The sequence below is a fragment of the Kitasatospora cystarginea genome (assembly GCF_039533515.1).
Taxonomy (GTDB): domain Bacteria; phylum Actinomycetota; class Actinomycetes; order Streptomycetales; family Streptomycetaceae; genus Kitasatospora; species Kitasatospora cystarginea.
Window position 1 is genome coordinate 1 of the sequence record NZ_BAAATR010000017.1, and the last position, 24,096, is coordinate 24,096.

Here is a 24,096-nt window from a genome sequence, read left to right on the forward strand (position 1 = left end):
CAGGGGGGACCCTGTGGGAGAGTAGGACGCCGCCGAACAATTTTTAGTGAAAGCCCCTCCCGGGGATACCGGGAGGGGCTTTCCGCATTTCCGGGCATTCCCGAATCCTGTAATCCGGAGACAGGCCCCGTCCGGCCCCTGGCATTGCGAACCCGGTCGGAGCTCCCTGCGGCGCAGCTGACAGAGCCGTGGCTGACTGCGGGAAAGCCCTACAAGCCACGGCTGACGCGACGTAGGGTCGGTTCATGAGTTCTTCCGCCACTCCCAGCTCCGAGTCGTCGCGCCGTACCCACTCCCGGACGCTGCCGAGCGCAGTCAGCAACGTCGTCGCTGCCCCGCTGCTCTCGGCGGCGGAGGCCCGGGCGGCTGCCGACGTGATTGCCGCGGCCGCGGTCGCGGACGGGCGCCAGGCGGTGTCCGAGCAGGGCAGGCTCCGGCTCAAGGCGACCGAGGCCCGCCCAGGTGTGGTGCACCTGATCCAGTGGACCGGCGAGCAGGCCGACGGCGACAAGGCGGCCGGCTACGCGCAGCTGGAGATGCCGAGCGGCGGCAAGGCCGGAACTGCCGAGCTGACCGTGGCACCCGGCTCCCGTGGGGAGGGCCTTGGCCGACACCTGGTGGACGCGGTCCTGGTCGAGGCAGTGGCCGCGGCCCCCGAGGCGTCGGTGGAGTTCTGGGCCCACGGCGGTCACCCGGCGGCCCGCCACCTCGCCGCCGGCCACGGCGCCGAGCTGGTGCGTGAGCTGCGACAGATGCGCCGCACCGCGGCCGTGCCGGAAGCCGTGCAGCTGCCCGACGGGGTCGAGGTACGTGCGTTCCGCCCCGGTCAGGACGACGCGGCCTGGCTGCGGCTGAACGCACTGGCGTTCGCGCACCACCCGGAGCAGGGCTCCTGGACCGAGCAGGACCTGGCCGACCGGCTGGCCGAGCCATGGTTCGACCCGAGCGGGTTCTTCCTGGCCTTCCGTGGTGAGCGGCTGGTCGGGTTCCACTGGACGAAGGTGCATCCGGAAGGGCTCGGCGAGGTGTACGTGGTCGGGGTCGACCCGACGGAGCAGGGCAACGGCTTGGGCCGGGCGCTGACGGCGATCGGGCTTCGGCACCTCGCGGAGGACCGCGGGCAGCGGACCGTGATGCTTTATGTGGATGCTGACAACTCGGCCGCCGTCCGGGTATATGAACGGTTGGGGTTCACCATCCACGAGGTGGACCTGATGTACCGCGTCCAGGCCCGCCGGGATTCGTGACCGGCCGGCCCCGGAGCCGTGACCTAGTCCGGAGCCGGGGCCGAGCCCGTGATCGAGTCCGGGCGGGGTTCCTGGGACCGACAGCGCCATGAGGGACACCCGGGGTTTCCCGGGTGGACCTTCGGCATGTCGGTGCAGCCGCACCACGGGGGTGACTGCGTCAGCTTTCCTCCCGGCCATGCGGTGTTTACCGTGGATTAAATTGCCGCCGCGAAGATCACAGGATGACGTCCGTAGTGCCTCGTCCCTGCGCGGCCGGCCAGCATCCGTGGGTCGACCGCCTTCCGGTCGCACCCAGCGGAAGGGAGCTGGGGCCGGAGGGCGGAAACGGCGCTCACGTGACGACGGGCTCCGGCCGTCCGAGCGCCGGGCACTGCCCGGACACCGTCCTGCTGGAGGAGCTGGAACCCATGAGCGTCCCCCGCCCCGCATCTGCCGCACCGTCCGCCTCCTCGCCCACGGGCTCCGCAGCCGCGTCGGCAACCGGTACCTCGGCAACGGCCGCCGCGCCGGCGACCAAGGCCAGAGCAGCCGCCAAGCGCTCGAACGCGCCCGCGTCCGCGTCCGCCAAGAGCGCCCCCACGACCGCTCCGACGGGCAAGCAGACGGGCAAGCAGACGGGTCAGGCGGGTCAGGCCGACCCCGTCACCCAGGCGACCGCGCCGGCCCAGGCCAACCCACTGACCGGCACCGGTGCCGGCACCGACGCCGCCATCCCGGTCCCGGGCGTCTCCTCGGTGCTCGGCCTGGCGTTGGAGGACCACGACGAGTACACCTCCGCCGCCACCCCGGAGCTCGAGGAGCTCCCGCAGGGGCGGTTCCTGGACCGGGAACGCAGCTGGCTGGCGTTCAACGAGCGGGTGCTCGAGCTGGCCGAGGACCCGCGGATACCACTGCTGGAGCGAGCCAAGTTCTTGGCCATCTTCGCCAGCAACCTGGACGAGTTCTTCATGGTCCGGGTGGCCGGCCTCAAGCGCAGGATCGCCACCGGGGTGGCGCAGCGCTCGGCCTCCGGTCTCCAGCCGCGCGAGGTGCTGGACCAGATCTGGACCAGGTCGCGTGAGCTGATGGCCCGCCACGCCGCGGCCTTCCAGCAGGAGGTGCTGGCGGACCTGGCGGTCGAGGGCATCGAGCTGGTCCGGTGGTCGGAGCTGACCGACAAGGAGCAGGCCCGGCTGCACACGCTGTTCCGGCAGAAGATCTTCCCGGTGCTGACGCCCCTCGCGGTGGACCCGGCGCACCCGTTCCCGTACATATCGGGCCTGAGCCTCAACCTGGCCGTGGTGGTCCGCAACCCGGTGTCGGGGCACAAGCACTTCGCCCGGGTGAAGGTGCCGCAGTCGCTCTCCCGCTTCCTGGAGGCGTCGCCGCAGCGGTACGTCCCGCTGGAGGACGTGATGGGGGCGCACCTGGAGGAGCTGTTCCCGGGGATGGAGGTGCTGGCGCACCACGCCTTCCGGGTCACTCGCAATGAGGACCTGGAGGTGGAGGAGGACGACACCGAGAACATCCTCAAGGCGCTGGAGAAGGAGCTGATGCGGCGGCGGTTCGGTCCACCGGTGCGCCTGGAGGTCGAGGAGTCGATCGACCCGTACATCCTGGACCTGCTGGTCCGCGAGCTGAACATCACCGAGGCGGAGGTCTTCCCGCTGCCCGGGCCGCTGGATCTGACGGGTCTGTTCGGGATCGCGGAGCTGGACCGTCCGGAGCTCAAGTACCCGAAGTTCGTGGCGGGCACGGCGCGCGGGCTGACCGATGTGGAGTCGGCCTCGCAGCCGGACATCTTCGCGGCGATGCGTGAGCGCGACGTGCTGCTGCACCACCCGTACGACAGTTTCTCGACCTCGGTACAGGCGTTCCTGGAGCAGGCGGCGGCCGACCCGGACGTGCTGGCGATCAAGCAGACGCTGTACCGGACCTCCGGTGACTCGCCGATCGTGGACGCGCTGATCGACGCGGCGGAGGCGGGTAAGCAGGTACTGGTGCTGGTCGAGATCAAGGCGAGGTTCGACGAGCAGGCGAACATCAAGTGGGCCCGGAAGCTGGAGGAGGCCGGCTGCCACGTGGTGTACGGCCTGATCGGGCTGAAGACGCACTGCAAGCTGTCGCTGGTGGTCCGCCAGGAGGGCGACGTCCTGCGCCGCTACTCGCACGTCGGGACCGGCAACTACCACCCGAAGACCGCCCGGCTGTACGAGGACCTGGGGCTGCTGACCGCGGATCCGCAGGTCGGCGCGGACCTCTCGGACCTGTTCAACCGGCTCTCGGGCTACTCGCGGCGGGAGTCGTACCGGCGGCTGCTGACCGCGCCGCGCGGGCTGCGGGACGGACTGCTGGCCCGGATCCACGCGGAGATCGCGCACCACCGGGCCGGGCGGCCCGCCTACGTGAAGATCAAGGTCAACTCGATCGTGGACGAGGCCGTGATCGACGCGCTCTACCGGGCCTCCCAGGCGGGGGTACCGGTGGACGTGTGGGTGCGCGGGATCTGCGCCATCCGGCCGGGCGTGGCCGGGATGAGCGAGAACATCCGGGTGCGCAGCATCCTGGGACGCTTCCTGGAGCACTCGCGGATCTTCGTCTTCGGCAACGGCGGCGAGCCCGAGGTGTGGATCGGCAGTGCGGACATGCTGCACCGCAATCTGGACCGGCGGATCGAGACGCTGCTCCGGGTGACCGATCCGGCGCACCGGGTGGAGCTGTCCGGGCTGCTCGACCTGGGAATGGCGGACGAGACCGCGTCCTGGCACCTCGGCCCGGACGGGGCCTGGACCAGGCACTCCCAGGACGGCGACGGGCAGCCGCTGCGGCACGTCCAGGACCTCCTGGTCGATTCGCGTCAGCGCCGCCGGACGTCCCGGGCGGCCCGCTGACCGGATCACCCACCCATCACCCCAGCTCCATCTGACCGCACCACCTACCAGCTCAGCACCTACCAGCTCAGCACGCGTCGCCGGTCGGCACCGCAGCCGGCCGGCGGCATTCGGCAGGCGGCCGTGGCAGCGACCAGCGTCCACAGCAGTCGGCCACCAGCCCTGGGGAACGGCCCCCGGGGGGACGGGGAACCCAGCCATGACCGATGTGCCGATGACGGCCCGGACCGGGCCGAAGGCCGCGATCGCCTCCACCGGGGAGATCATCTCCGGCTATCTCACCGCCCAGGCGGGCGCGTTCTTGCGCGCGCTGCCGCAGGCGGTGGGCGAGGCCGGTTCGAGACCGGGGGCGCTCCCGGCGGGCGGGGCGAGTGCGGCCGCGGCGGCGGGCACCGCGGAGTTGCTCCGGGCGGTGCGGCGGATCGGCGGTGCGCTGCACACCTTCGCGGCGGTCTTCGACCGTGAGTGGGCGGAGGAGAGCAGGTCCGAACTGCGCTGGCTGCTCAACCTGTTGGCGCAGGAGCCGGCCCTGTTGCGGCGGTCGGCCCGGTTGCTGGCGGCGCTCGACTCGCTCAGCGAGACCGATCCGCAGGGGCCCGGCATGCTCGCGGGCCACACGGGTGCGCCCAAGGCGCGAGCGCTGCTGGAGCGCCAGCTCACCCTGGCCAGGACCAGGGCCCACTCCACGGTGCTGCAGGAGCTGCGGTCGGCCCGGCTGCACGCGCTGGCCGACCGGATGACCCTGCTGGCCAGCGACGTCCCGCTGCAGGGCGGTGTGTCGGGCCAGCCGGGTGGGGCGCTGCCGGCGTTGGCGGCGGAGGCATTCGGCGCGCTGGCGGCGGAGGTGCAGCGGCTGCCGCTGAGCCGGGCGGCGACCCCGTACGGCGGGGAGGGCCTGCACCGGCTGGGCACGGTCCCGGCGTCGAGGGAGCTGGAGCCGTCCCGGGCCCGGGACGGCGAGGTGGACGCGGACTCCGCGGTGGCGGCGGACGACGCGCCGTGGCACCGGGTGCGGATCCTGGTCAAGCGGGCCAGGTACGCGCTGGAGGTCTGCGGCGCCCCGGATCCGGAGCTCGACCTGCTGGACCGTACGCTGCACCGCCACCAGGAGGCGGCGGACGCGGCGGTCACCGTGGCCACGGCAGCGCGGACGCCGCGGATCACCCCGGCGACGGCCTACGTCCTCGGTGTGGTGCATGCTGATCAGCGACTGGAGGTGGAGGCGGCCAGGTACGCCTTCGGCCACCAGTGGCCGAAACTCTCCCTTGGTCTTCCGGAGACCCAGGGGGTACCTCCAGCACCACGGATGGGATGAATGGGCAACCGCCTGAGCGCACGGCGCGGCGTCGGAGCAGGCCTCGGCCAGGAGATGCGCCGGCGGTCCGGTTACGGGCCGACGATCCTGGCGGCGGGTGCGGTGCTCTGGGTGCCCGGGCCGGAGAAGAAGAACGGGAAGGGGCGGAAGAAGCCCAGGATCGCACTGATCCACCGGCCGAAGTACGGGGACTGGAGCCTGCCGAAGGGGAAGCTGGACCCGGGGGAGGGCTGGCGCGAGGCCGCGCTGCGTGAGGTCTGGGAGGAGACCGGTCTGAGCTGCGTGCTGGGGGAGGAGCTGCCGGCGCAGCACTACCTGGCGCAGGGCCGGCCGAAGGAGGTCCGGTACTGGGCGGCGGTGCCGACCGGCGGCCGGTTCGTGCCGAACCGGGAAGTGGACCGGATGGAGTGGCTGCCGCCGCGGAAGGCGCGTGAGCGGCTGACCCACGAGCGTGACCGGCAACTGGTGGATGCGCTGCTGGCGCTGCTGGCCGACCGGTGGCGTGTTCCGTCCGAGTGATCTCGCTGCGTTCTGCCCGTGACGCAACCGTTACTACTGGACGCTGTTTCCTGCCATCCGTTCGAGGTTCACTCTCCGTTCATTTGTGACCGCCTGACGTGTCACCTGCCCGGCCTAGCTTCAGGGTTACCGGAGGGCCGAACGGGCCCCGGACCTCAGCAAAACCCGTGCGTGCGAGCGATGCTCAGTCTGACTGCGCGGGTAGTGCCACAGAAAGGGACACCCTGTGAAGCTCCAGCGGAACGCCCGCACCAAGGCCCTCGCGATCGGTGCCATGGCGCTCGTTGGGTCGCTGTCGCTCTCGGCTTGCGGCTCTGACGACAACACCCCCAGCTCCTCGGCCTCGGGTGGCAGCGCCAGCGGTGCCCCGGCCGCGCAGATCGCCTGTGCCGGAAAGGGCCAGCTGCTCGCGGCGGGCTCGACCGCGCAGAGCAACGCGATCGACATCTGGAAGAACGCGTACGGCTCCGCCTGCTCGGGCACCACGATCACCTACGGTGGCGGCGGCTCCGGTGCCGGTGTCCAGCAGTTCAACCAGGGCAAGGTCACCTTCGCGGGCTCCGACTCGGCCCTGAAGCCCGCCGAGGTGGACGCCTCCAAGGCCATCTGCAAGACCGGCCAGGGCATCGACCTTCCGATGGTCGGCGGTCTGATCTCGATCGTCTACAACGTGGACGGCGTGGACAACCTGGTCCTGGACGGCCCGACCCTCGCGAAGATCTTCGACTCGCAGATCACCAAGTGGAACGACCCGGCCATCGCCAAGCTGAACCCGGGTGTCACCCTGCCGGACGCCGACATCCAGGCCTTCCACCGCTCGGATGACTCCGGCACCACCGACAACCTGACCAAGTACCTGTCGAAGGCCGGTGGCGGCGCCTGGAGCTACCCGTCGGGCAAGACCTGGGCGGGCAAGGGCGGCCAGTCGGCCAACGGCAGCGCCGGTCTCGCCGCGCAGGTCAAGCAGGTCAAGAACTCGATCAGCTACGTCGAGCTGTCCTACGCCCAGACCAACAGCCTGAAGAGCGCCTCGATCGCCACCGGCGCCTCCAAGCCGGTCGCCGCGACCGCCGAGAACGCCGCCAACACCTTCGCCAAGGCGCAGATCGCCGGCACCGGCAGCGACCTGGCGCTGACCCTCGACTACGCGACCAAGGACGAGGGCTCCTACCCGCTGGTCCTGGTCACCTACGAGATCGTCTGCGACAAGGGCAACAAGGCCGACACCCTGGACGCCCTGAAGTCCTTCCTGACCTACACCATCAGCGACAACGGCCAGCAGGCCATAGGCGCCAAGGGCTACGTCCCGCTGCCGAAGGAGCTGGCCTCCAAGGTGCAGGCCGTCATTCCGACCCTCGCCTGATCCATCCGCACCACCGGCCGGGCAGCCCTCGAAAGGGGGGCAGGGCTGCCCGGCCGACCTCACGACCACATAGTCCGGGGCACCGCCGCCATGGTGCCGCCCTCCTGCGGGGCAGCGCCGCCAGACCGGAGTAGACGATCATGACTTCATCCCCCCCTGCCGCCTCTGAGGGCAGGGACCGTCGGCCACGACGCGACAGCCGTGTCGGCGACAGCATCTTCTTCAACATCTCCCGGGGTTCGGGCATCCTGCTGCTGGTCATCATGGCCGCCATCGCAGGCTTCCTGGCCTACCGTTCGGGCCTGGCCCTCTCCAAGGACGAGGGCAACTTCCTCACCACCTTCGAGTGGAACCCGGACGGCCCCAAGCCGGTCTTCGGCATCGCCGTACTGGCCTTCGGCACCATCGTCAGCGCGCTGATCGCGATGCTGATCGCGGTGCCGGTCGCGATCGGTGTCGCGCTCTTCATCTCGCACTACGCGCCGCGGAAGATCGCCCAGCCGTTCGCCTACCTGGTGGACCTGCTGGCCGCCGTCCCCAGCATCGTCTACGGCCTGTGGGGCGCGCTCTTCCTGGTGCCGCACATCAACGGCCTGACCGCCTGGATGGACCAGTACCTCGGCTGGACGTACGTCTTCAGCCAGACCCAGCACGGTGTGACCCCGCGCAACCTGTTCACCGTCGGCATCCTGCTGGCGATCATGATCCTGCCGATCATCACCGCGGTGACCCGCGAGGTCTTCCGCCAGGTCCCGCGGATGCACGAGGAGGCGGCGCTCGCCCTCGGCGCGACCCGCTGGGAGATGATCCGGACCGCGGTGCTGCCCTTCGGCCGCCCCGGCATCATCTCCGCCTCGATGCTGGGCCTGGGCCGCGCGCTCGGTGAGACCATCGCGGTCGCCACCGTGCTCTCCGCCAGCAACGTCCTGTCACTGCACGTCCTGGACCCGGGCGGCGGCACCTTCGCCCAGAACATCGCCCTGAAGTTCGGCGAGGCCCTGCCCTTCGGCCGGGACGCGCTGATGGCCTCCGGCCTGGTCCTGTTCGTGATCACCCTCCTGGTGAACGGCGCCGCCCGCCTGATCATCGCGCGCCGCAAGGAGTACAGCGCATGAGCACCGTGACGACTACTGCCGCCGCCGAGCCGCTGCTGCGCCGCGGCCTGACCTCCGCGCGGCTGCCCAAGTGGGCCCCGCCCGCCACGGCGGTCCTCTCGGTCGCCCTCGGCTGCGGGATCGGCGCCGGGGCCGGGCTGAAGAGCCACCTGCAGTGGGGGCTGATCTCCGCCACGCTGTTCCTGGTCATCAGCTACGGCCTCGCGGCCAAGGTCGAAGGCCGACGCCAGGCCAAGGACCGCCTCGCCACCTCGGTGATCTGGGTCGCCTTCGTGCTGGCCGTCGTTCCGCTCGCCTCCCTGACGATCTACACGATCCAGCAGGGCGCCGGCGTGGTGAACGGCAACTTCCTCAGCCACTCCATGAAGAACGTCATCTCCGCGGGCCCCGGCGGTGGTATCTACCACGCGCTGATCGGCACCCTGGAGCAGGTCGGCCTGGCCACCGCGATCGCCGCCCCGATCGGCCTGCTGACCGCCGTCTACCTGGTCGAGTACGGCAGGGGCCGGCTGGCCAAGGTGGTCACCTTCTTCGTCGACGTGATGACGGGTGTCCCGTCCATCGTCGCCGGCCTGTTCATCCTCTCGCTCTGGAACATCGTCCTCGGCTTCGCCTACTCCGGCTTCTCCGGCAGCCTCGCGCTGTCGATCCTGATGATGCCGGTGGTGGTCCGCTCCACCGAGGAGATGCTCAAGCTCGTCCCGAACGAGCTGCGCGAGGCCTCGTACGCCCTGGGCGTGCCGAAGTGGAAGACCATCCTGCGGATCGTCATCCCGACCGCGATCGGCGGCATCACCACCGGTGTGATGCTGGCGGTGGCCCGAATCACGGGTGAGACCGCGCCGGTGATGATGCTGGTGTTCGGTGCCGACTTCATCAACAACGACCCGTTCAACGGCCCGCAGCAGTCCCTGCCGCTCTACATCTGGCAGCAGTACGCCTTGGTCAACAACGACTTCGGTTACGCCCGTGCCTGGGGTGCCGCCCTGGTGCTGATCGCCTTCGTGATGGGGCTCAACCTCATCGCCCGGGGCATCGCCCGCTGGCGGTCGCCCAAGGCCGGCCACTGACACCGACTGACGTACGAGACGAGAGAAGAAGAAAGATCATGGCCAAGCGCATCGACGTCAGTGGACTGTCCGCGTACTACGGCGACACCCGGGCCATCGAGGACATCTCGATGACCATCGAGCCCCGCTCGGTGACGGCCTTCATCGGCCCCTCCGGCTGCGGCAAGTCGACCTTCCTGCGCACCCTCAACCGGATGCACGAGGTGATCCCCGGCGCCCGGGTCGAGGGCAAGGTGATGCTGGACGACGAGAACCTGTACGGCTCAGGCGTCGACCCGGTCGCCGTCCGCCGTGCGGTCGGCATGGTGTTCCAGCGACCGAACCCCTTCCCGACCATGTCGATCTACGACAACGTGGTCGCCGGGCTGAAGCTCGCCGGGGTCAAGAAGAAGTCCGTCCTGGACGGCGTCGTCGAGAAGTCGCTCAAGGGCGCCAACCTGTGGAACGAGGTCAAGGACCGGCTGCACAAGCCCGGTGCCGGCCTCTCCGGCGGTCAGCAGCAGCGCCTGTGCATCGCCCGCGCCATCGCGGTCGAGCCGCAGGTACTGCTGATGGACGAGCCCTGCTCGGCGCTCGACCCGATCTCCACCCTCGCCATCGAGGACCTGATCGGCGAGCTGAAGTCGCAGTTCACCATCGTGATCGTCACCCACAACATGCAGCAGGCGGCCCGCGTCTCGGACCGCACCGCCTTCTTCAACCTGGCCGGCGTCGGCCAGCCTGGCAAGCTCATCGAGCTGGACGACACCAACCGGATCTTCTCCAACCCGTCGGTGCAGGCGACCGAGGACTACATCTCCGGTCGCTTCGGCTGATCCGGCCGATCCGCAGACTGCTCTGCGGCGCTGCATGGCGGTGCCGCCGCGGAGCATGATGAAGGGCCCGCCCCCGAGATGTGGGGGCGGGCCCTGCCATGTCCGGCCGGTGTCGGGTCACACCGTGTCCGGTTACAGGAACAACACGCGGACCAGCTCGTACATCAGCGCGGCGACCAGGCCGGCCGCGGGCATGGTGATGAACCAGCCGAGCACGATGTTCTTGGCCACGCCCCAGCGCACCGCGCGGATCCGCTTGGTGGCGCCCGCGCCCATGATCGCGGCGGTGATCACGTGCGTGGTGGAGATCGGCGCCTTGAAGACGAACGACGTGATGTACATGACCGCCGAGGAGGTGGCCTCGGCGGCGAAGCCCTGCGGCGGGTCCAGCTCGATGATCTTGCGGCCGAGGGTCCGCATGATCCGCCAGCCACCCGCGTAGGTGCCCAGCGAGAGCATGGTGGCGCAGGAGATCTTCACCCAGATCGGGATGTCGCCGCCGTGCTGGTGACCCGAGATGGTGAGCGCCATCACCACGATGCCCATGGTCTTCTGGGCGTCCTGCAGACCGTGGGCCAGGGCCATGGCGGCGGCCGAGGCGGTCTGCGCGACCCGGAAGTTGCGCTTGGCGCGGTGCGGGTTGGCCCGCCTGAAGATCCACAGGATCGCGAGCATCACCAGGAAGCCGCCGATCAGGCCGACGATCGGCGAGACCACCATCGGGACGATGATCTTGTCGATCACGCCGGACCAGATCACCTCGGTCCCGCCGGCCAGCGCGGCGCCGACCAGGCCGCCGAAGAGCGCGTGCGAGGACGAGGACGGCAGGCCGAAGTACCAGGTGACCAGGTTCCAGGCGATCGCGCCGACCAGGCCGGCGAACAGGATGCCCATGCCCTGGCTGCCGGCCGGGGTCTCGATGATCCCGCTGGAGACGGTGTGTGCGACGCCGCTGCCCAGGAAGGCGCCGGCCAGGTTCATCACGGCGGCCATCGCCAGCGCCGCCCGGGGGGTGAGCGCCCGGGTGGACACCGAGGTGGCGATGGCGTTCGCGGAGTCGTGGAAGCCGTTGGTGTACGTGAAGAAGAACGCCACGCCGATGACGGCGATGAGTGCTGCCATGTCCACGCCGGTCAGGACTCCTTGACCGCGATGGTCTCCACGGTGTTGGCCACGTGCTCGAACGCGTCGGCGGCCTCCTCGAGGACATCCACGATCTGCTTCAGCTTGAGCACCTCGATGGCCTCGTACTGACCGCTGAACAGGTGGGCGAGCAGCTTGCGGTGGATCTGGTCCGCCTGGTTCTCCAGCCGGTTGACCTCGATCCAGTACTCGGTCAGGTTCTCCATGCTGCGCAGGTTCGGCATCGCCTCCGCGGTCAGCTCGGCTGCCCGGGCCAGCACCTCGATCTGCTGCTCGATGCCCTTCGGCAGGGTCTGGATGTCATAGAGGACGACCAGGTCGACCGCCTCCTCCATGAAGTCCATGATGTCGTCCAGCGAGGAGGCCAGGGAGTAGATGTCCTCGCGGTCGAAGGGCGTGATGAAGGAGGAGTTCAGCTGGTGGAACACCGCATGGGTGGTGTCGTCGCCGGCGTGCTCGGCGGCGCGCATGCGCTCGACGATCTCCGCGCGGGCCGACACGTCTGAACCCAGCAGTTCCAGCAGGAGCTTCGATCCGACGACCAGGTTCTCCGCGGCTGCGGCGAACATGTCGTAGAAGCTCGTCTCCTTCGGGGTCAGGCTAAAACGCACGGAAATCTCCGATGTGCGGGGTAGGGACTGAACGATGCTAGGCGCAAGCCGTCACAACTGTGCAAACGGGGTGACGACACGCGAATCGGAACTTCCGCTTCCGTAGGGCATCAAGACGGGCGGGCAGGTCTGCACAGCGCCGTGCAGAGGTGAGCCCCCAGTCTGACGGAAGAGCGGCCGGATTGCTCCCGCCGGACAGCCTGGGACCGTGACCGATCGCACGTGATCGGGAACACATTCAAGGGGTGGGCTGTTCGACATTGGTGGGTCACGAAGACACCTAAGGCGGGCCGGGATGACCACGATCACCAACACCGAGGCGCACGGGCCGCACGGCTACAGCTCGCGGAAGTCCGATCATCTGAAGCGGCTGCGCCGGATCGAGGGCCAGGTGCGGGGGCTGCAGCGGATGGTCGACGAGGACACCTACTGCATCGACATCCTGACCCAGGTCTCGGCCAGTACCAAGGCACTGCAGTCCTTCGCACTCGCGCTGCTGGAGGAGCACCTGCGGCACTGCGTCGCCGCCGCAGCCGAGCACGGCGGCGCGGAGCTGGACGCCAAGGTGGCGGAGGCCGGCGCCGCGATCTCCCGACTACTGCGTTCCTGACTCCCCCGGGGCGGGATCTGAGCCTGAGTCGGGCCGGTGTGCCGCGTCATCGGCTCCGGAGATGTCGCAGTTCAGCAGGACCTGGTCGATGTGCTCGGGGGCCAGCCGCTCCTCGGGGCTGGCGGTAGCGGCGATCATCAGTTCACCGGCCAGCTCGATCTCGTCCAGTGCGGTCTGGTCGTGGCCTCCCTTGCGGCCTTCCGAGGACGCCCCCATGCGCACCACCCCTCCGACCGTACGGCAGGAGGCCGGTAGCCTCCGACACCAGCGTAGGGAGGAAGCGGGCCATCCCCCATGGCACGGACGGGCCATCTCTGCCGCCGCAGGAACTATTTCGGGCACGGCCACGGGCCGCTAGCTGGGTGAGGCGGAGGGCTTCATCGAGACGATGTCGGCGGCTCCGGGCTCACTCACGTCCACCGTGGCACCGAAGTCGGAGAGCGAGACCGTGGAGACCACCTTCACCTGGTCCTTCGCCTCCTTGGAACCGGCCACCCCGGCGAACGAGAAGGTCTCGACCACCTTGTGCAGCCGCCCCTGCGCGTCCAGCCAGGCCTCGTAGGGGACTTCCTTCACCGTGAAGGTCTGCGCACCCATCCGCAGCCCGTCACCGCCCCGGCCGCCGGTGGCGGCGGCCGCCTTGGCCAGGTCGAGGGTGCCCTTGTAGTGCTTGAGCACGACGCCGCCGACGGTCTCGGCGCCGGCCAGCTCGGCCTTCTGCGCGCCGCGCAGCGCCCCCGCGGCGCTGGCGGGGTCGGTGGCCCCGCTGCTGACCAGGTTCCCGTCCGCGAGTTGACGGACGTCCAGCTTCACCCACTTGCCCTCGGGGATCTTGGCGCCGCTGTTCTGCAGGTAGACGGTGCCGGGCAGTACCACCTCGACGATCTTGCCGGTGGTGGCGGCGCCCGGCGGAACGTCGATCTCCAGCTTGCCGATCCGGTTCTGGTAGTCGTAGCCGCCGCTGCCGTTGAAGACGACCTTCTTGTCGGGAGACGCGGTGACCAGCTCGGTGACGGCCTTGGCCGAGCCCGTCCGCCCGGTGATGTCGGCGGCGCTGCGCACGGCGGTGAGCGGATCGGCGGAGAGCTGGTCGGCCGAGCTCTCAGCGGCACGGCTGCCGCTGCCGCAGGCGGTGAGGGCGAGGGCGAGCAGGGCCGTCACGGCGCCGGTGCGGGCGGGGCCAGCGATGCGTCGGTGGCTTCCGGTCAGCGTGTTCACTCTTGAGACAACCCCCTCGGGCCCTCGGCCCGGCAAACCGCCTACCCGGGTGGGCAGAACTCTTCACGGTGCAACGAGTGGCTGGATCCGGGGTTACGCGGGGAAGGGCGCGCGGAGTCCGTCGCGCGCCGGGGGTGGCGCGGGTTACGGTGACCAGGTGTCCAGTGAGCTACCGGTTCGTCCCGGCACAGCCCCTTCATCCCTCGCCGCGGATCCGGTCGCCCCGCACCGGGTGACGCTCGACGAACGCGGCTCCTTCTGCTTCGCCGCCTGCAGTTGCGGCTGGTTCGCCCCGGGTCGCCGCTCCCGCGACCGCGCCCGCCGTGACATCGACGAGCACCTGCTGGCCGAAGCGGAATAGGCCCGGGGCGCGCGAGCAGCGGGAGCTTTCGAAGGCACGCGCGAAGGCCTCTCAGTGCGCGTGGCCGCCTCCAGCGCCGCCCGTCAGGGCCGGTTCACGCGGCGAGGTCGGAGTCGCGGCCCTGGTCCTCGGAGCGGGAGCCCCGGCCGCGCCCGCGGCGGCGGCCCTCCGAGCCCCGGCGCCGCCCGCTGCCGCCGCCCTGCCCGCGCCCGGTGGCCCGGTCGCCGCCCTGCCGGGCCGTCAGCAGTGGCGCGATCGCGGTCCGGCTCAACGAGTGGCAGAGCGGGACGAGCACGGCCATGGCGATCGGAGCCAGCAGCAGCACCACCGCGGTGGCCAGCGCGAAGCCGCCGATCACATCGGTCGGATAGTGCACACCCATGAACATCCGGCAGAAGCCTTGGAGCAGTGCGAGACTGCCTGCGATCATCCCGAGTCGCTTGTTGACCAGGAACAGCGCGACGGCGACACCCATCGACATCGCGGAGTGGTCGCTGACGAAGGAGAGGGTGCCAGCCTTGCCCTGCACCAGGACGTCCAGGTCGGGGTGGTCGACGAAGGGCCGTGGCCGGTTTACGATCGCCGAGATCGGGATGTTGGCCACCTCGGTGATGGCCACCGAGAGCGGCACCCAGATCATCCCGGCGATGGCCACCGGTGCGTCCGGGCGGCGGCGGGCCTGCAGCCAGCCGGTCGCGCACAACGCGGCGAGCCCGATCAGGATGCCGTACTCGCCGATCCAGGAGACCAGGCTGTCGAGCCACACCGGCGACGCCTTGGCCAGGCCGTTGATCGCACGCAGCAGACTGAGATCAGGGCCGGTCGTGTCGGCCAGCAGCGCTGACACGCCGCACCTCCCTGGTCGGTGGTTCCGTTCTGATCAAACGTGATCGACGGGCAAAACGTCACTCGTGTGGCCCAGGGTTCCACGGAAACCTGCTGTTATGGAAACTTGACTGACCGTCCACCTCGCTTGCACACGAGTTGTCGACCTGGTGTCAGCTCTTTGCCGCTCCTTGACCGGGGGCGTTGGGCGCGGTGATGGACCCGTCGGTGCCGCGCTGGGGCAGCGCCTGGGCGCCGTCGGAGGTGACCCGGGTGGCGCCGATGTAGCCCTTCTGATCGATGGTGTCGTAGCGGATCACCGCCCCGGTGTGCGGGGCGTCGATCATGTAGCCGCCGCCGACGTAGATGCCGACGTGGTGGATGGACCGCGGGTCGCTCAGGTCGTTGGCGAAGAAGACCAGGTCGCCCGGCCGCAGTTGGTCGCGTGAGGGGTGTTCGCCGGCGTACCACTGGTCGTTGGCCACCCGGGGCAGGGTGATGCCCACGCTGGCGTACGCGGCCTGGGTGAGGCCCGAGCAGTCGAACCGGCCGTCCTGGGAGGGCAGGCCCTCGCCGCCCCAGAGGTAGGGCGTGCCCAGCTTGGTCTGGGCGTAGTAGATCGCGCCCGACGACTGGGCGGAGAGTATGACCGGGAGGGTCGCGGTGGGCGCGGTGAAGCTGCGGGCCAGTGCCTTGATGCTGCGGACGTACCCCTGGGTCTCGGCATAGGGCGGGACGCCATCGGACTTGATGACCGCGTAGGGGCCGGCGTTGTAGGCGGCCAGCAGATTGGACTGCTTGTCGCCCGGCACCTGGGCGACGTCCTTGGCGAGCGCGCAGTCGTAGCTGGCGGCGGAGGCGATCGCGTCGGCCGGGTTCCAGATGTCGGCCTTGCCGTCCCCGTCGCCGTCCGTTCCGTAGACGGCCCAGGTGCCCTCCAGGAACTGCGCCATGCCGTACGCCTTGGCGGGACTGCGGGCTGACGGGTCGAAACCGCTCTCCTGGTACAGCTGGGCCGCCAGCATCGGAGGGGTGATCTCGGGGCAGAGGGTGCCCCATTTCTGGATGAGCGGCTGGTATGCGGCCGGGACGGACCCGCTGGAGAGCGGAAGGTTGTTCGCTGCCCCCTGGGCGGTGCCGCTGGCGGCGAAGGTGCCGAGAGTGACGGTCGTGACGAAGCTGACGGCCACGACGCCCGCGGCCGCGGCCACGACGCCCGCCTTGCCGAGAGCCAGAGCGCCCGCACCCGTGGCTCCGGCTCCTGCCTTCCCGAGTACCATCAGCACCGTCCCGACGAATCGTCAGTTGCACGTGTTCCGGAAGGCGTTGCTCAGCGCAATCATCACTGATACTGAGAGTGAGCGGTATCCTTCGTACGGTGGACATCCTGTCGTACCTGTGCCGCACCGCACGACCAATCCGCGAGAAGTAGCCAAAGCGACATCAGATCTGGCCAAGAATGGGTTCCGGCTCTTCGCGCCGGGGGTGCTGTGGGCCTTGAATTTGCCTGATCGGGCGGTGAGATGGAATGAACCTGAGCAGCGTGCACGGCAGTGAGTTGATCGGTCAGCTAGCGGCGGACCCACCCAAGAAAGCCGATATCAACACCATCATCGGCGGAATCGCCCCGGACTGGGGGCCGTTCGCGAGTCTCGGTTCCGAGGCCCGGGTGATGGTGGAGGTCGTCATGGCGGTGGCTATTCTGGCCTGTCTGGCGATCGCCGTCTGGGGGGCGGCGAAACAGCGGATCGGCGCCACGGCGATGAGGGATTCCTTCAGTGCCGAGCAGGGCAAGGGGCTGATCATCGCCGGGCTGACCGGCGTGTTCATCATTGGTTCCCTGGGAACGCTGTTCACCATTGTTTACGGCATGGCCATCTGACGAGCAGATAGTCATCTAGTCGCCCCTGGCGGAGCGGTCGTGCTGCATCCGCTGGGGTTGACGCGCATCCCCGCCGGGTGTGCACCAGATCCGACCTCGGGGCCCCTGGGCTCCATCGCACCAGGAGGGCCGCAGTGCCGGTGTCCGACGACCAGCCGCACACCCGCACGCGGCTACCGGTCGCCGAACAGTCCGTCTACCAACAGGTGAACGGGCGCCAGCCGCGGCCCCTGCGCACCCTGTTGGCCGTCCTCGGCGTGGTCGTCCTGCTGGTGATCGGAATCTCCATCGCCAACAGCGGCAAGCCCGCACCCGGCAAGTCCGGCTCCTCCGCCGACGGGGCCACGCCCGCCCCCGCCGCCACCCTCCCGAGCGGCCGGGACCCGGTCTCCACCACCAGCAACGGCATTGCCAACGGCTACCCGCACACCGACCAGGGCGCCCAGTCGGCGGCGGCCAACTACGCGGTGGCGCTCGGCTCCGAGCAGATGTTCCGCGCCGACACCAGACGGACCGTCATCACCACCATCACGGACCCGACCGTGGCCGCCGCCCTCCAGGCACGGCTGGACCAGGGGTTCACCCCGGAGATCATCGCCAAGTTCGGGCTCGACGCCCAGGGCAGGGCGCCCAAGGGGCTGACCTTCGTCAGCCGTACCGTCCCGGTCGGGACGAAGACCACCAACTCCGCCGACACCGCGACCAAGGTGGACGTCTGGTGCACCGGGCTGCACGGGCTGGCCGGGGAGGGCTCGACCCAGCCGGTCGCTGCGGACTGGTTCACCCTCAGCCTCACCATGCGCTGGACCGGCAGCGACTGGAAGCTCACCGACTACAGCCGGAAGACCGGCCCGGCCCCCGTCCCCGGCGACCAGCAGGCCGCCACCGCCGAGGAGATCACCACAGCCGTCCAGGACTTCGGAGGCTTCCGCTATGCCCGCTGACCGAGGCTCCTTCGTCCGCAGGGCCGGTGCGCTCGGTGGCGCGCTGGCCGCCGTCCAGCTCTTCGCGCTGCTCACCGCCCAGCGCGTCTTCGCCGATCCGAGCCCGAGTTCCAGTCCGAGTCCGAGCGCGACCTGCAACGTCCAGGTCCCACTGCCGGGCAACGACCAGATCTGCCCGCCCCCCGGTGCCCAGGTCGTCGGCCCGACCGGCCCCGTTGCCAGCGTCACCGACCCGCTGGGCTCGCTCGCCAAGGGCTGCGCGCAGGCGGCCGCCTGGGTGGTGCGCAAGCTGTCCGGGGCGATCGACGGCACCACGCAGGTGGACTTCACCAACGCGGCGTTCCTGCAGCAGTACGCAGTGGTCTTCGCCGGCTCGACCGTGATCACGCTGGTGCTCTGGCTGCTGGCGGTCACCAAGCGGGCGGTCCGGGGTGCGCCGCTGACCCAGGCGATCTCGGAGGCGATCGGCTTCCTGTGGCTGACGGTGGTCGCCTCGGCCTTCACCCCGCTGATCCTCTACACCGTGGTGAGTGCCACCGACGGACTGACCACGGCCGTCGCGGCCGGGACCAAGTCCGACACCGGCACCTACCTGGGCGGTTTCGCCGACACCCTGGAGAAGGGCAGTCTGGGCGGCGGCCCGCTGATCCTGATCATCGTCTCGCTGGTGGCCGTGCTGGCGGCGGCCGTGCTCTGGATCGAACTGCTGATCCGCGCCGCGATGCTGTACGTCGGCGCGCTGCTGGGCACCGCCGTGTACGCGGGGCTGGTGGACAAGCAACTCTGGAAGCACGTGCGGCGCTGGGCCGGGATGATGGTCGCGGTCGACCTCGCCAAGCCGATCATCGTGATCATCCTCGGGCTGGCCGGGGCGGTGGCCACCGGCGCCGGGGCCGACGACGACTTCGCCCGGGTGCTCTCGGGGCTGGCCATCCTGTTCCTGTCGATCTTCGCCAGTGCCGCCGTCTACCGCTTCGTGCCGGGCTTCGGCGACGAGATGCTGCAGATGCGCCGGGCCAGGGCCAGCGCGGTCAGCGCCGGCTCGGCGATGATCAACGGCCCGGCCAACCTGGTCAAGCAGGGCATCACCACCCACGGTTCGCGCGGTGGCCCGCAGGCGGCCAACGCCCAGGGCGGTACCTCGACCGGCAGCACGGTCGGCTCGGGCATCGCCGCCCACGCCGGACGTGCCGCGAACCCGGCTCCGGCGACCCCTGCCCAGGCTCCGCCGCCACGGGACCCCAAGCCCTCGTCGTGAAGGCGTCGCATCAGGCAGAGTGATCACCAGCAGCAGTCGAGCGAAGGGAGGGTGACGGGTCGTGAGCAGCGAACCGCTCGGCCAGTACGGCGCCCAGTACGCCCAGCCGTACGTGCACCAGCGCCGCACCTATCTGATCGGCAAGTCCCGGCCCAACGCGCCGATCGGCCGCAACCGGGAGTCCGGAGAGATCATGCTGATCATCTTCGGGGCCTTCCTCGGCATGATCTGGGGTCTGGCGATGCCGGTCCTGCCGTTGCGGATCGCCGGCCTGGTCGCCTTCCCGCTGCTCGCCATCGCCGCCGTGTACGTGCCGTACCGGCGCCGCACCTTCTACAAGTGGGTCGAGATCAACCGCAGTTACCGGCGCATCGTGCGCAGCGGCCGGGCGGTGTGGCGCTCGGACGCGGTGGACGCCGGTACCCGTCTGGACGGCCGTGAGGTGGAGGTCGGCCCGCCGCCGGGGGTCGGCCGGCTGCGCTGGCTGAGCGCGCCGTTCGGCCCGGACGAGGTGGCGGTGCTGATGCACCTGGAGCGGCGTACGGTCACCGCCGCGATCGAGATCGAGGGGCCGGGCGTCGGCCTGCGCGACTCGGAGGACCAGGAGGCGCTGGTCGACCGGTTCGGCACGCTGCTCAAGCACGTGGCCAACGGCGACGGCTTCGTGACCAGGCTGCAGATGCTGGCCCGTACCCTGCCCGCCGACCCGGACGCGCACGCCAAGGACGTGGAGCGGCGCGGCAACGCGGATGCGTCGGGCTGGCTCAAGGACTCGTACGACCAGCTGCAGTCGATGGTCTCCACCTCCTCCGAGCAGCACCGGGCGTACCTGGTGGCCTGCATGCACTACAACCGGGACCTGGCGGCCGAGGCGCACGCGATGGGCCGGACGGCCGGTGGGCGGCGGGCCAGGGACGACGACGGCCTGGCGGCCGTGATGGCCCGTGAACTGACCGACATCTGCGCCCGGCTGGCGGAGGCGGACATCCGGGTGCGGCAGCCGCTGGGCCAGGCGCGGCTCTCCTCGCTGCTGCACTCGATGTACGACCCGGACCACCCGATCGACCACATCCAGGCGATGTCCCAGCGGAACGCCTGGCCGGCCGAGCTGGACGCCACCCACCCGCAGTTCCTGCAGGCCAAGACGCGCGAGTCGGCGACCCGGGCGCCGTGGTGCCACTCCACCGCCTGGATCAAGGAGTGGCCGCTGACCCCGGTCGGGGTCAACTTCCTGGCGCCGCTGCTGGTGCACACCCCGGACGTGATCCGTACGGTGGCCGTCACCATGGACCTGGAACCGACCGACGTGGCGATCGAGCGGATGCTGACCGAGAAGACCAACGACGAGGCGGAGTCCAGCCGCGCCGCCAAGATGAACCGGACGGTCGACCCGCGCGACCTGGCCCACTCGGGCCGGGTGGACCAGCGCGGTGACGACCTGGCCTCGGGCGCGGCCGGGGTCAACCTGGTCGGGTACATCACGGTGTCCGCACGCAACCCGGAGGCGCTGGCCCGTGACAAGCGGACCATCCGGGCCTCGGCGGGCAAGTCCTACCTGAAGCTGGAGTGGTGCGACCGCGAGCACCACCGGGCCTTCGTCAACACCCTCCCGTTCGCCACGGGCATCCGCCGCTGATTCTCCCTGGAGGCCCGCGTCATGTCGCTCGGCAACCTCACCGACGCCTTCACCAGCCTGATGTTCGGCCGGGTGGAGACCACCCGGCTGCCGGTCCGCACCTCGACCGGGCAGGCGCAGGCGGTCTACCTGCCCACCGCCGCACCGGGGTTGGGTGATTCGGGCGTGATCATCGGTCGCGAGGTGTACAGCGGGAAGGGCTACGTCTACGACCCGTTCCAGCTGTACGGGCAGCAGCTGCCCGCCCCGCACTGGCTGGTGCTCGGCGAGTCCGGCAACGGCAAGTCGGCGCTGGAGAAGACGTACGTGCTGCGCCAACTGCGCTTCCGGGACCGGCAGGTGGTGGTGCTGGACGCGCAGGGCGAGGACGGCGTCGGCGAGTGGAACCTGATCGCCGAGGCGCTGGGGATAAAGTCCATCCGGCTCGACCCGATGGCCGCCAGGGACGGCGGGGTGAAGCTCAACCCGCTGGATCCGGCGATCACCACCACCGGCCAGCTGTCGCTGCTGCGCACCATCATCGAGGTGGCGATGGGGCGCGGTCTGGAGGAGCGGGCCGGCTTCGCGCTGAAGGCCGCGCACGCCCATGTGCACGCGACGGTGACCGACCGCCAGCCGGTACTGGACGACATCATCACCACGCTGCGCAATCCCGACCTCACCTCGGTGGAGTCGCTCGGGGTGGGCGTCCAGGAGGTGCAGTCCTGGGGACTGGACGTGGCGCTGGTGCTGGACCGGCTGGTCGACGGTGACCTGCGCGGCATGTTCGACGGGCCGACCACGGCCGGCATCGACCTGGACGCGCCGCTGATCGTCTTCGACCTGTCGCACATCGACCGCAACTCGATCGCGATGCCGATCCTGATGGCGATCGTCGGGGTCTGGCTGGAGCACACCTGGCTGCGGCCGGACCGGGTGAAGCGCATCTTCCTGGTCGAGGAGGCCTGGCACATCATCAACAGTCCATTCGTGGCCCAGCTGTTCCAGCGCCTGCTGAAGTTCGGACGGCGGCTCGGCCTGTCGTTCGTCGCGGTGGTGCACCACCTCTCGGACGTGGTGGACGGAGCGGCGGCCAAGGAGGCGTCGGCGATCCTGAAGATGGCCTCCACCCGGACGATCTACATGCAGAAGGCGGAGGAGGCGCGGTCCACCGGGCGGGTGCTCGGTCTGCCGCGTTGGGCGGTCGAGATCATCCCGACACTGTCGCCCGGTATCGCGGTGTGGGACGTCAACGGCAACGTCCAGGTGGTGAAGCACATCATCACCGAGACGGAGCGGCCGCTGGTGTACACGGACCGCGCGATGACCGAGGACGCGGTGGCGGAGCGGAACCGGGCGGAGCAGCAACTGGCCGCCGAGCCGCGGATGTAGCCGATAGCCGGTCGGTTTTCCCCCGGGTCAAGAATCGGCAATGCATTCGTTACGTCAGATGTCCTGACAGCTACGCGCGTTGAACCTAGGCTTCAGTGGCCAACACGCCGCTCACAGGGGGATACGCATGTCCACAGCCAGACACCGGATGCGGGCGGCGGCCGTTGCCGCCGGACTGATCGGGGCCGTGCTGGTGCCGGGGGTCGCCGAGGCCCACGGCCACCACGGGACCGAGGACCTCCAACTCCTCGCCATCAACGACTTCCACGGCAACCTGGAGCCCCCGGCGGGATCCTCCGGCACCATCAAGGAGGTCGACCCGAAGACCGGTGAGGTCGTCTCGACCCCGGCGGGCGGTGTGGAGTACCTGGCCACCGAGCTGCGCCAGGCCCGCAAGGGGCACCCCAACTCGGTCACCGTCGCCGCCGGAGACATCGTCGGCGCCAGCCCGCTGCTCTCCAGCCTGTTCCACGACGAGCCGACCATCGAGGCGATGAACAAGCTCGGCCTGGACGTGACCAGCGTCGGCAACCACGAGTTCGACCACGGCGCGGCCGAGCTGCTGCGCAAGCAGAACGGCGGCTGTGCGGCGGACGGCTGCAAGGGCGGGCACAAGTTCAAGGGCGCCGAGTTCCAGTACCTGGCCGCCAACGTCACCAACGAGAAGACCGGCCGGACCCTGCTGCCCCCGTACTGGGTGAAGAACGTGCACGGGGTCAAGGTCGGCTTCATCGGGGTCACGCTGGAGGGCACGCCCAACATCGTCACGGCGGCGGGCGTCAAGGGCCTGAAGTTCGCGGGCGAGGTCACCACGATCAACAAGTACGCCGCGGAGCTCAAGCGCAAGGGCGTCAACTCGATCGTCGCGCTGATCCACGAGGGCGGGTACCCGGCCTCCAGCACGTACAACTACGACTGCGGCCCGGCCGGCCAGGGAATCTCGGGCCCGATCGTGGACATCGCGAAGAAGCTCGACCCGGCGGTCGGCGCGATCGTCACCGGGCACACCCACAACTCCTACGCCTGCTCGATCCCGGACCCCAACGGTGTCCCGCGCTCGGTGACCAGCGCCGCCTCCTTCGGTCGGCTGTACACCGAGATCGACCTGAAGCTGGACCGGCGGACCGGCACCATCGTCCGGCCCTCGGTCACCGCGGCCAACCACGTGGTGCGGCGGGACGTGCCCAAGGCGCCCGACATGACCAGGCTGATCGACCAGTACAACAAGCTGGCCGCGCCGATCGCCAACCGCCCGGTCGGCTACATCGGCGCGGACGTCAACGGCCGTGGCTCCACCGCGTTCGAGAAGCCGCTCGGCGACGTGATCGCCGACGCCCAGCTGGAGGGGATGGCGCCCAAGGACAAGGGCGGTGCGCAGATCGCCTTCATGAACCCCGGCGGCATCCGCTCCGACCTGGTCTACAAGGCCGCCGGCAGCGAGGGTGACGGCGTGGTGACGTACGGCGAGGCGTTCACCGTCCAGCCGTTCACCAACATGATGCAGGTCAAGACGCTGACCGGGGCCCAGGTCATCCAGCTGCTCCAGCAGCAGGTGAGCGGCCTGAACGCCGAGGCGCCGAAGATCCTCCAGTCCTCGGCCGGCCTGGCCTACACCCTCGACCTCACCAAGACCGGCGCCGACCGGATCGTGGTCCCCTCGATCAAGCTGAACGGCGCGCCGATCGACCCGGCCGCCTCGTACCGGGTCGCGGCCAACGAGTTCCTGGCCGGTGGCGGCGACGGCTTCCCGGCCTTCGCGGCCGGCACCGACAAGCTGGTCGGCGCCTCCGACCTGGACGTCCTTACCGCCTACCTCGGCGCGCACAGCAAGGCGGGCAGCCCGCTGGCCGTGCCCGCGCAGGACCGGATCAAGGTCATCGGCACCGGTGAGGACAAGGACTGACCCTCGCCTGCACATTG

General features: G+C 69.9%; 22 protein-coding genes. 16 read left to right on the forward strand and 6 right to left on the reverse strand.

Translation table 11 applies throughout. The features are described 5' to 3' along the window. The first annotated feature begins 245 nt into the window (after positions 1–245). From mshD to pstB, 8 genes are all read left to right on the forward strand, one after another. A complete protein-coding gene (gene mshD, locus ABD369_RS19495) occupies positions 246–1,247 on the forward strand; it encodes a mycothiol synthase (RefSeq protein WP_425557671.1) in 1,002 nt (333 codons plus the stop codon). A 224-nt stretch (positions 1,248–1,471) separates the two neighbouring features. Further along, positions 1,472–4,120 (forward strand): RNA degradosome polyphosphate kinase, encoded by a 2,649-nt coding sequence (locus ABD369_RS19500; RefSeq protein ID WP_425557672.1) that lies wholly within the window; start codon positions 1,472–1,474, stop codon positions 4,118–4,120. A gap of 199 nt (positions 4,121–4,319) precedes the next feature. Further along, entirely contained in the window at positions 4,320–5,435 is a 1,116-nt protein-coding gene (locus ABD369_RS19505; RefSeq protein WP_344637729.1) for a CHAD domain-containing protein, read from the forward strand. Positions 5,436–5,489: 54 nt separating this feature from the next. Next, on the forward strand, positions 5,490–5,954 hold the full coding sequence (locus tag ABD369_RS19510; protein WP_425557682.1) for an NUDIX hydrolase: 465 nt from the start codon (positions 5,490–5,492) through the stop codon (positions 5,952–5,954). A gap of 226 nt (positions 5,955–6,180) precedes the next feature. Then, a complete protein-coding gene (gene pstS / locus ABD369_RS19515) occupies positions 6,181–7,317 on the forward strand; it encodes a phosphate ABC transporter substrate-binding protein PstS (protein ID WP_344637731.1) in 1,137 nt (378 codons plus the stop codon). A 140-nt stretch (positions 7,318–7,457) separates the two neighbouring features. Further along, positions 7,458–8,432: a phosphate ABC transporter permease subunit PstC gene (gene pstC / locus ABD369_RS19520; protein ID WP_344637732.1), complete on the forward strand. Its 975-nt coding sequence runs from the start codon at positions 7,458–7,460 to the stop codon at positions 8,430–8,432. After that, on the forward strand, positions 8,429–9,502 hold the full coding sequence (pstA, locus tag ABD369_RS19525) for a phosphate ABC transporter permease PstA (protein WP_344637733.1): 1,074 nt from the start codon (positions 8,429–8,431) through the stop codon (positions 9,500–9,502). Before pstC ends, pstA begins: the two co-directional genes overlap by 4 nt. A gap of 38 nt (positions 9,503–9,540) precedes the next feature. Beyond that, positions 9,541–10,317 carry a phosphate ABC transporter ATP-binding protein PstB gene (pstB, locus tag ABD369_RS19530; protein WP_344637734.1) on the forward strand — a complete coding sequence of 259 codons (777 nt, stop codon included), beginning with the start codon at positions 9,541–9,543 and terminating at the stop codon, positions 10,315–10,317. Positions 10,318–10,449: 132 nt separating this feature from the next. Here the strand turns inward: pstB and ABD369_RS19535 are convergent, their stop codons facing one another. Both ABD369_RS19535 and ABD369_RS19540 read right to left on the reverse strand, forming a co-directional pair. Further along, on the reverse strand, positions 10,450–11,445 hold the full coding sequence (locus tag ABD369_RS19535; protein ID WP_344637735.1) for an inorganic phosphate transporter: 996 nt from the start codon (positions 11,443–11,445) through the stop codon (positions 10,450–10,452). Positions 11,446–11,450: 5 nt separating this feature from the next. Further along, positions 11,451–12,071: a DUF47 domain-containing protein gene (locus ABD369_RS19540; protein ID WP_344637736.1), complete on the reverse strand. Its 621-nt coding sequence runs from the start codon at positions 12,069–12,071 to the stop codon at positions 11,451–11,453. A gap of 295 nt (positions 12,072–12,366) precedes the next feature. Here ABD369_RS19540 and ABD369_RS19545 point away from each other — a divergent pair, with 295 nt between their 5' ends. Continuing rightward, positions 12,367–12,681, forward strand: coding sequence for a metal-sensitive transcriptional regulator (locus ABD369_RS19545; RefSeq protein ID WP_344637737.1), 315 nt, complete (start codon positions 12,367–12,369; stop codon positions 12,679–12,681). Here the strand turns inward: ABD369_RS19545 and ABD369_RS19550 are convergent. Both ABD369_RS19550 and ABD369_RS19555 read right to left on the reverse strand, forming a co-directional pair. Next, positions 12,667–12,897, reverse strand: a complete 231-nt coding sequence (locus ABD369_RS19550) for a hypothetical protein (RefSeq protein ID WP_344637738.1) — start codon at positions 12,895–12,897, stop codon at positions 12,667–12,669. The two genes, ABD369_RS19545 and ABD369_RS19550, sit on opposite strands and share 15 nt — an antisense overlap. Before the next feature lie 138 nt (positions 12,898–13,035). Next, positions 13,036–13,899, reverse strand: coding sequence for an SCO4651 family lipoprotein (locus ABD369_RS19555; RefSeq protein ID WP_344637739.1), 864 nt, complete (start codon positions 13,897–13,899; stop codon positions 13,036–13,038). Positions 13,900–14,056: 157 nt separating this feature from the next. Between ABD369_RS19555 and ABD369_RS19560 the strand changes: the two genes are divergently transcribed. After that, the gene (locus ABD369_RS19560; RefSeq protein WP_344637740.1) at positions 14,057–14,260 is read left to right on the forward strand and encodes a hypothetical protein; all 204 of its coding nucleotides are present in this window, start codon (positions 14,057–14,059) and stop codon (positions 14,258–14,260) included. Positions 14,261–14,354: 94 nt separating this feature from the next. Here the strand turns inward: ABD369_RS19560 and ABD369_RS19565 are convergent, their stop codons facing one another. Both ABD369_RS19565 and ABD369_RS19570 read right to left on the reverse strand, forming a co-directional pair. Then, the gene (locus ABD369_RS19565) at positions 14,355–15,107 is read right to left on the reverse strand and encodes a phosphatase PAP2 family protein (protein WP_344637741.1); all 753 of its coding nucleotides are present in this window, start codon (positions 15,105–15,107) and stop codon (positions 14,355–14,357) included. 151 nt (positions 15,108–15,258) lie between these two features. Then, positions 15,259–16,365, reverse strand: coding sequence for a C40 family peptidase (locus ABD369_RS19570; RefSeq protein WP_344637742.1), 1,107 nt, complete (start codon positions 16,363–16,365; stop codon positions 15,259–15,261). Positions 16,366–16,613: 248 nt separating this feature from the next. On the opposite strand from ABD369_RS19570, the gene ABD369_RS19575 reads away from it, so the two are divergent. The 6 genes from ABD369_RS19575 to ABD369_RS19600 all read left to right on the forward strand — a co-directional run bounded on the left by ABD369_RS19575 (position 16,614) and on the right by ABD369_RS19600 (position 24,079). Further along, positions 16,614–16,967 (forward strand): hypothetical protein, encoded by a 354-nt coding sequence (locus tag ABD369_RS19575; RefSeq protein WP_344637743.1) that lies wholly within the window; start codon positions 16,614–16,616, stop codon positions 16,965–16,967. 134 nt (positions 16,968–17,101) lie between these two features. Then, entirely contained in the window at positions 17,102–17,911 is an 810-nt protein-coding gene (locus ABD369_RS19580) for a hypothetical protein (protein ID WP_344637744.1), read from the forward strand. Next, positions 17,901–19,169 carry a hypothetical protein gene (locus ABD369_RS19585; RefSeq protein ID WP_344637745.1) on the forward strand — a complete coding sequence of 423 codons (1,269 nt, stop codon included), beginning with the start codon at positions 17,901–17,903 and terminating at the stop codon, positions 19,167–19,169. Before ABD369_RS19580 ends, ABD369_RS19585 begins: the two co-directional genes overlap by 11 nt. 61 nt (positions 19,170–19,230) lie before the next feature. Beyond that, the gene (locus ABD369_RS19590) at positions 19,231–20,805 is read left to right on the forward strand and encodes an SCO6880 family protein (protein ID WP_344637746.1); all 1,575 of its coding nucleotides are present in this window, start codon (positions 19,231–19,233) and stop codon (positions 20,803–20,805) included. Positions 20,806–20,826: 21 nt separating this feature from the next. Next, on the forward strand, positions 20,827–22,176 hold the full coding sequence (locus ABD369_RS19595) for an ATP-binding protein (protein WP_344637747.1): 1,350 nt from the start codon (positions 20,827–20,829) through the stop codon (positions 22,174–22,176). Between the two features lie 148 nt (positions 22,177–22,324). Further along, the gene (locus ABD369_RS19600; protein WP_425557683.1) at positions 22,325–24,079 is read left to right on the forward strand and encodes a bifunctional metallophosphatase/5'-nucleotidase; all 1,755 of its coding nucleotides are present in this window, start codon (positions 22,325–22,327) and stop codon (positions 24,077–24,079) included. Positions 24,080–24,096 lie beyond the last annotated feature (17 nt).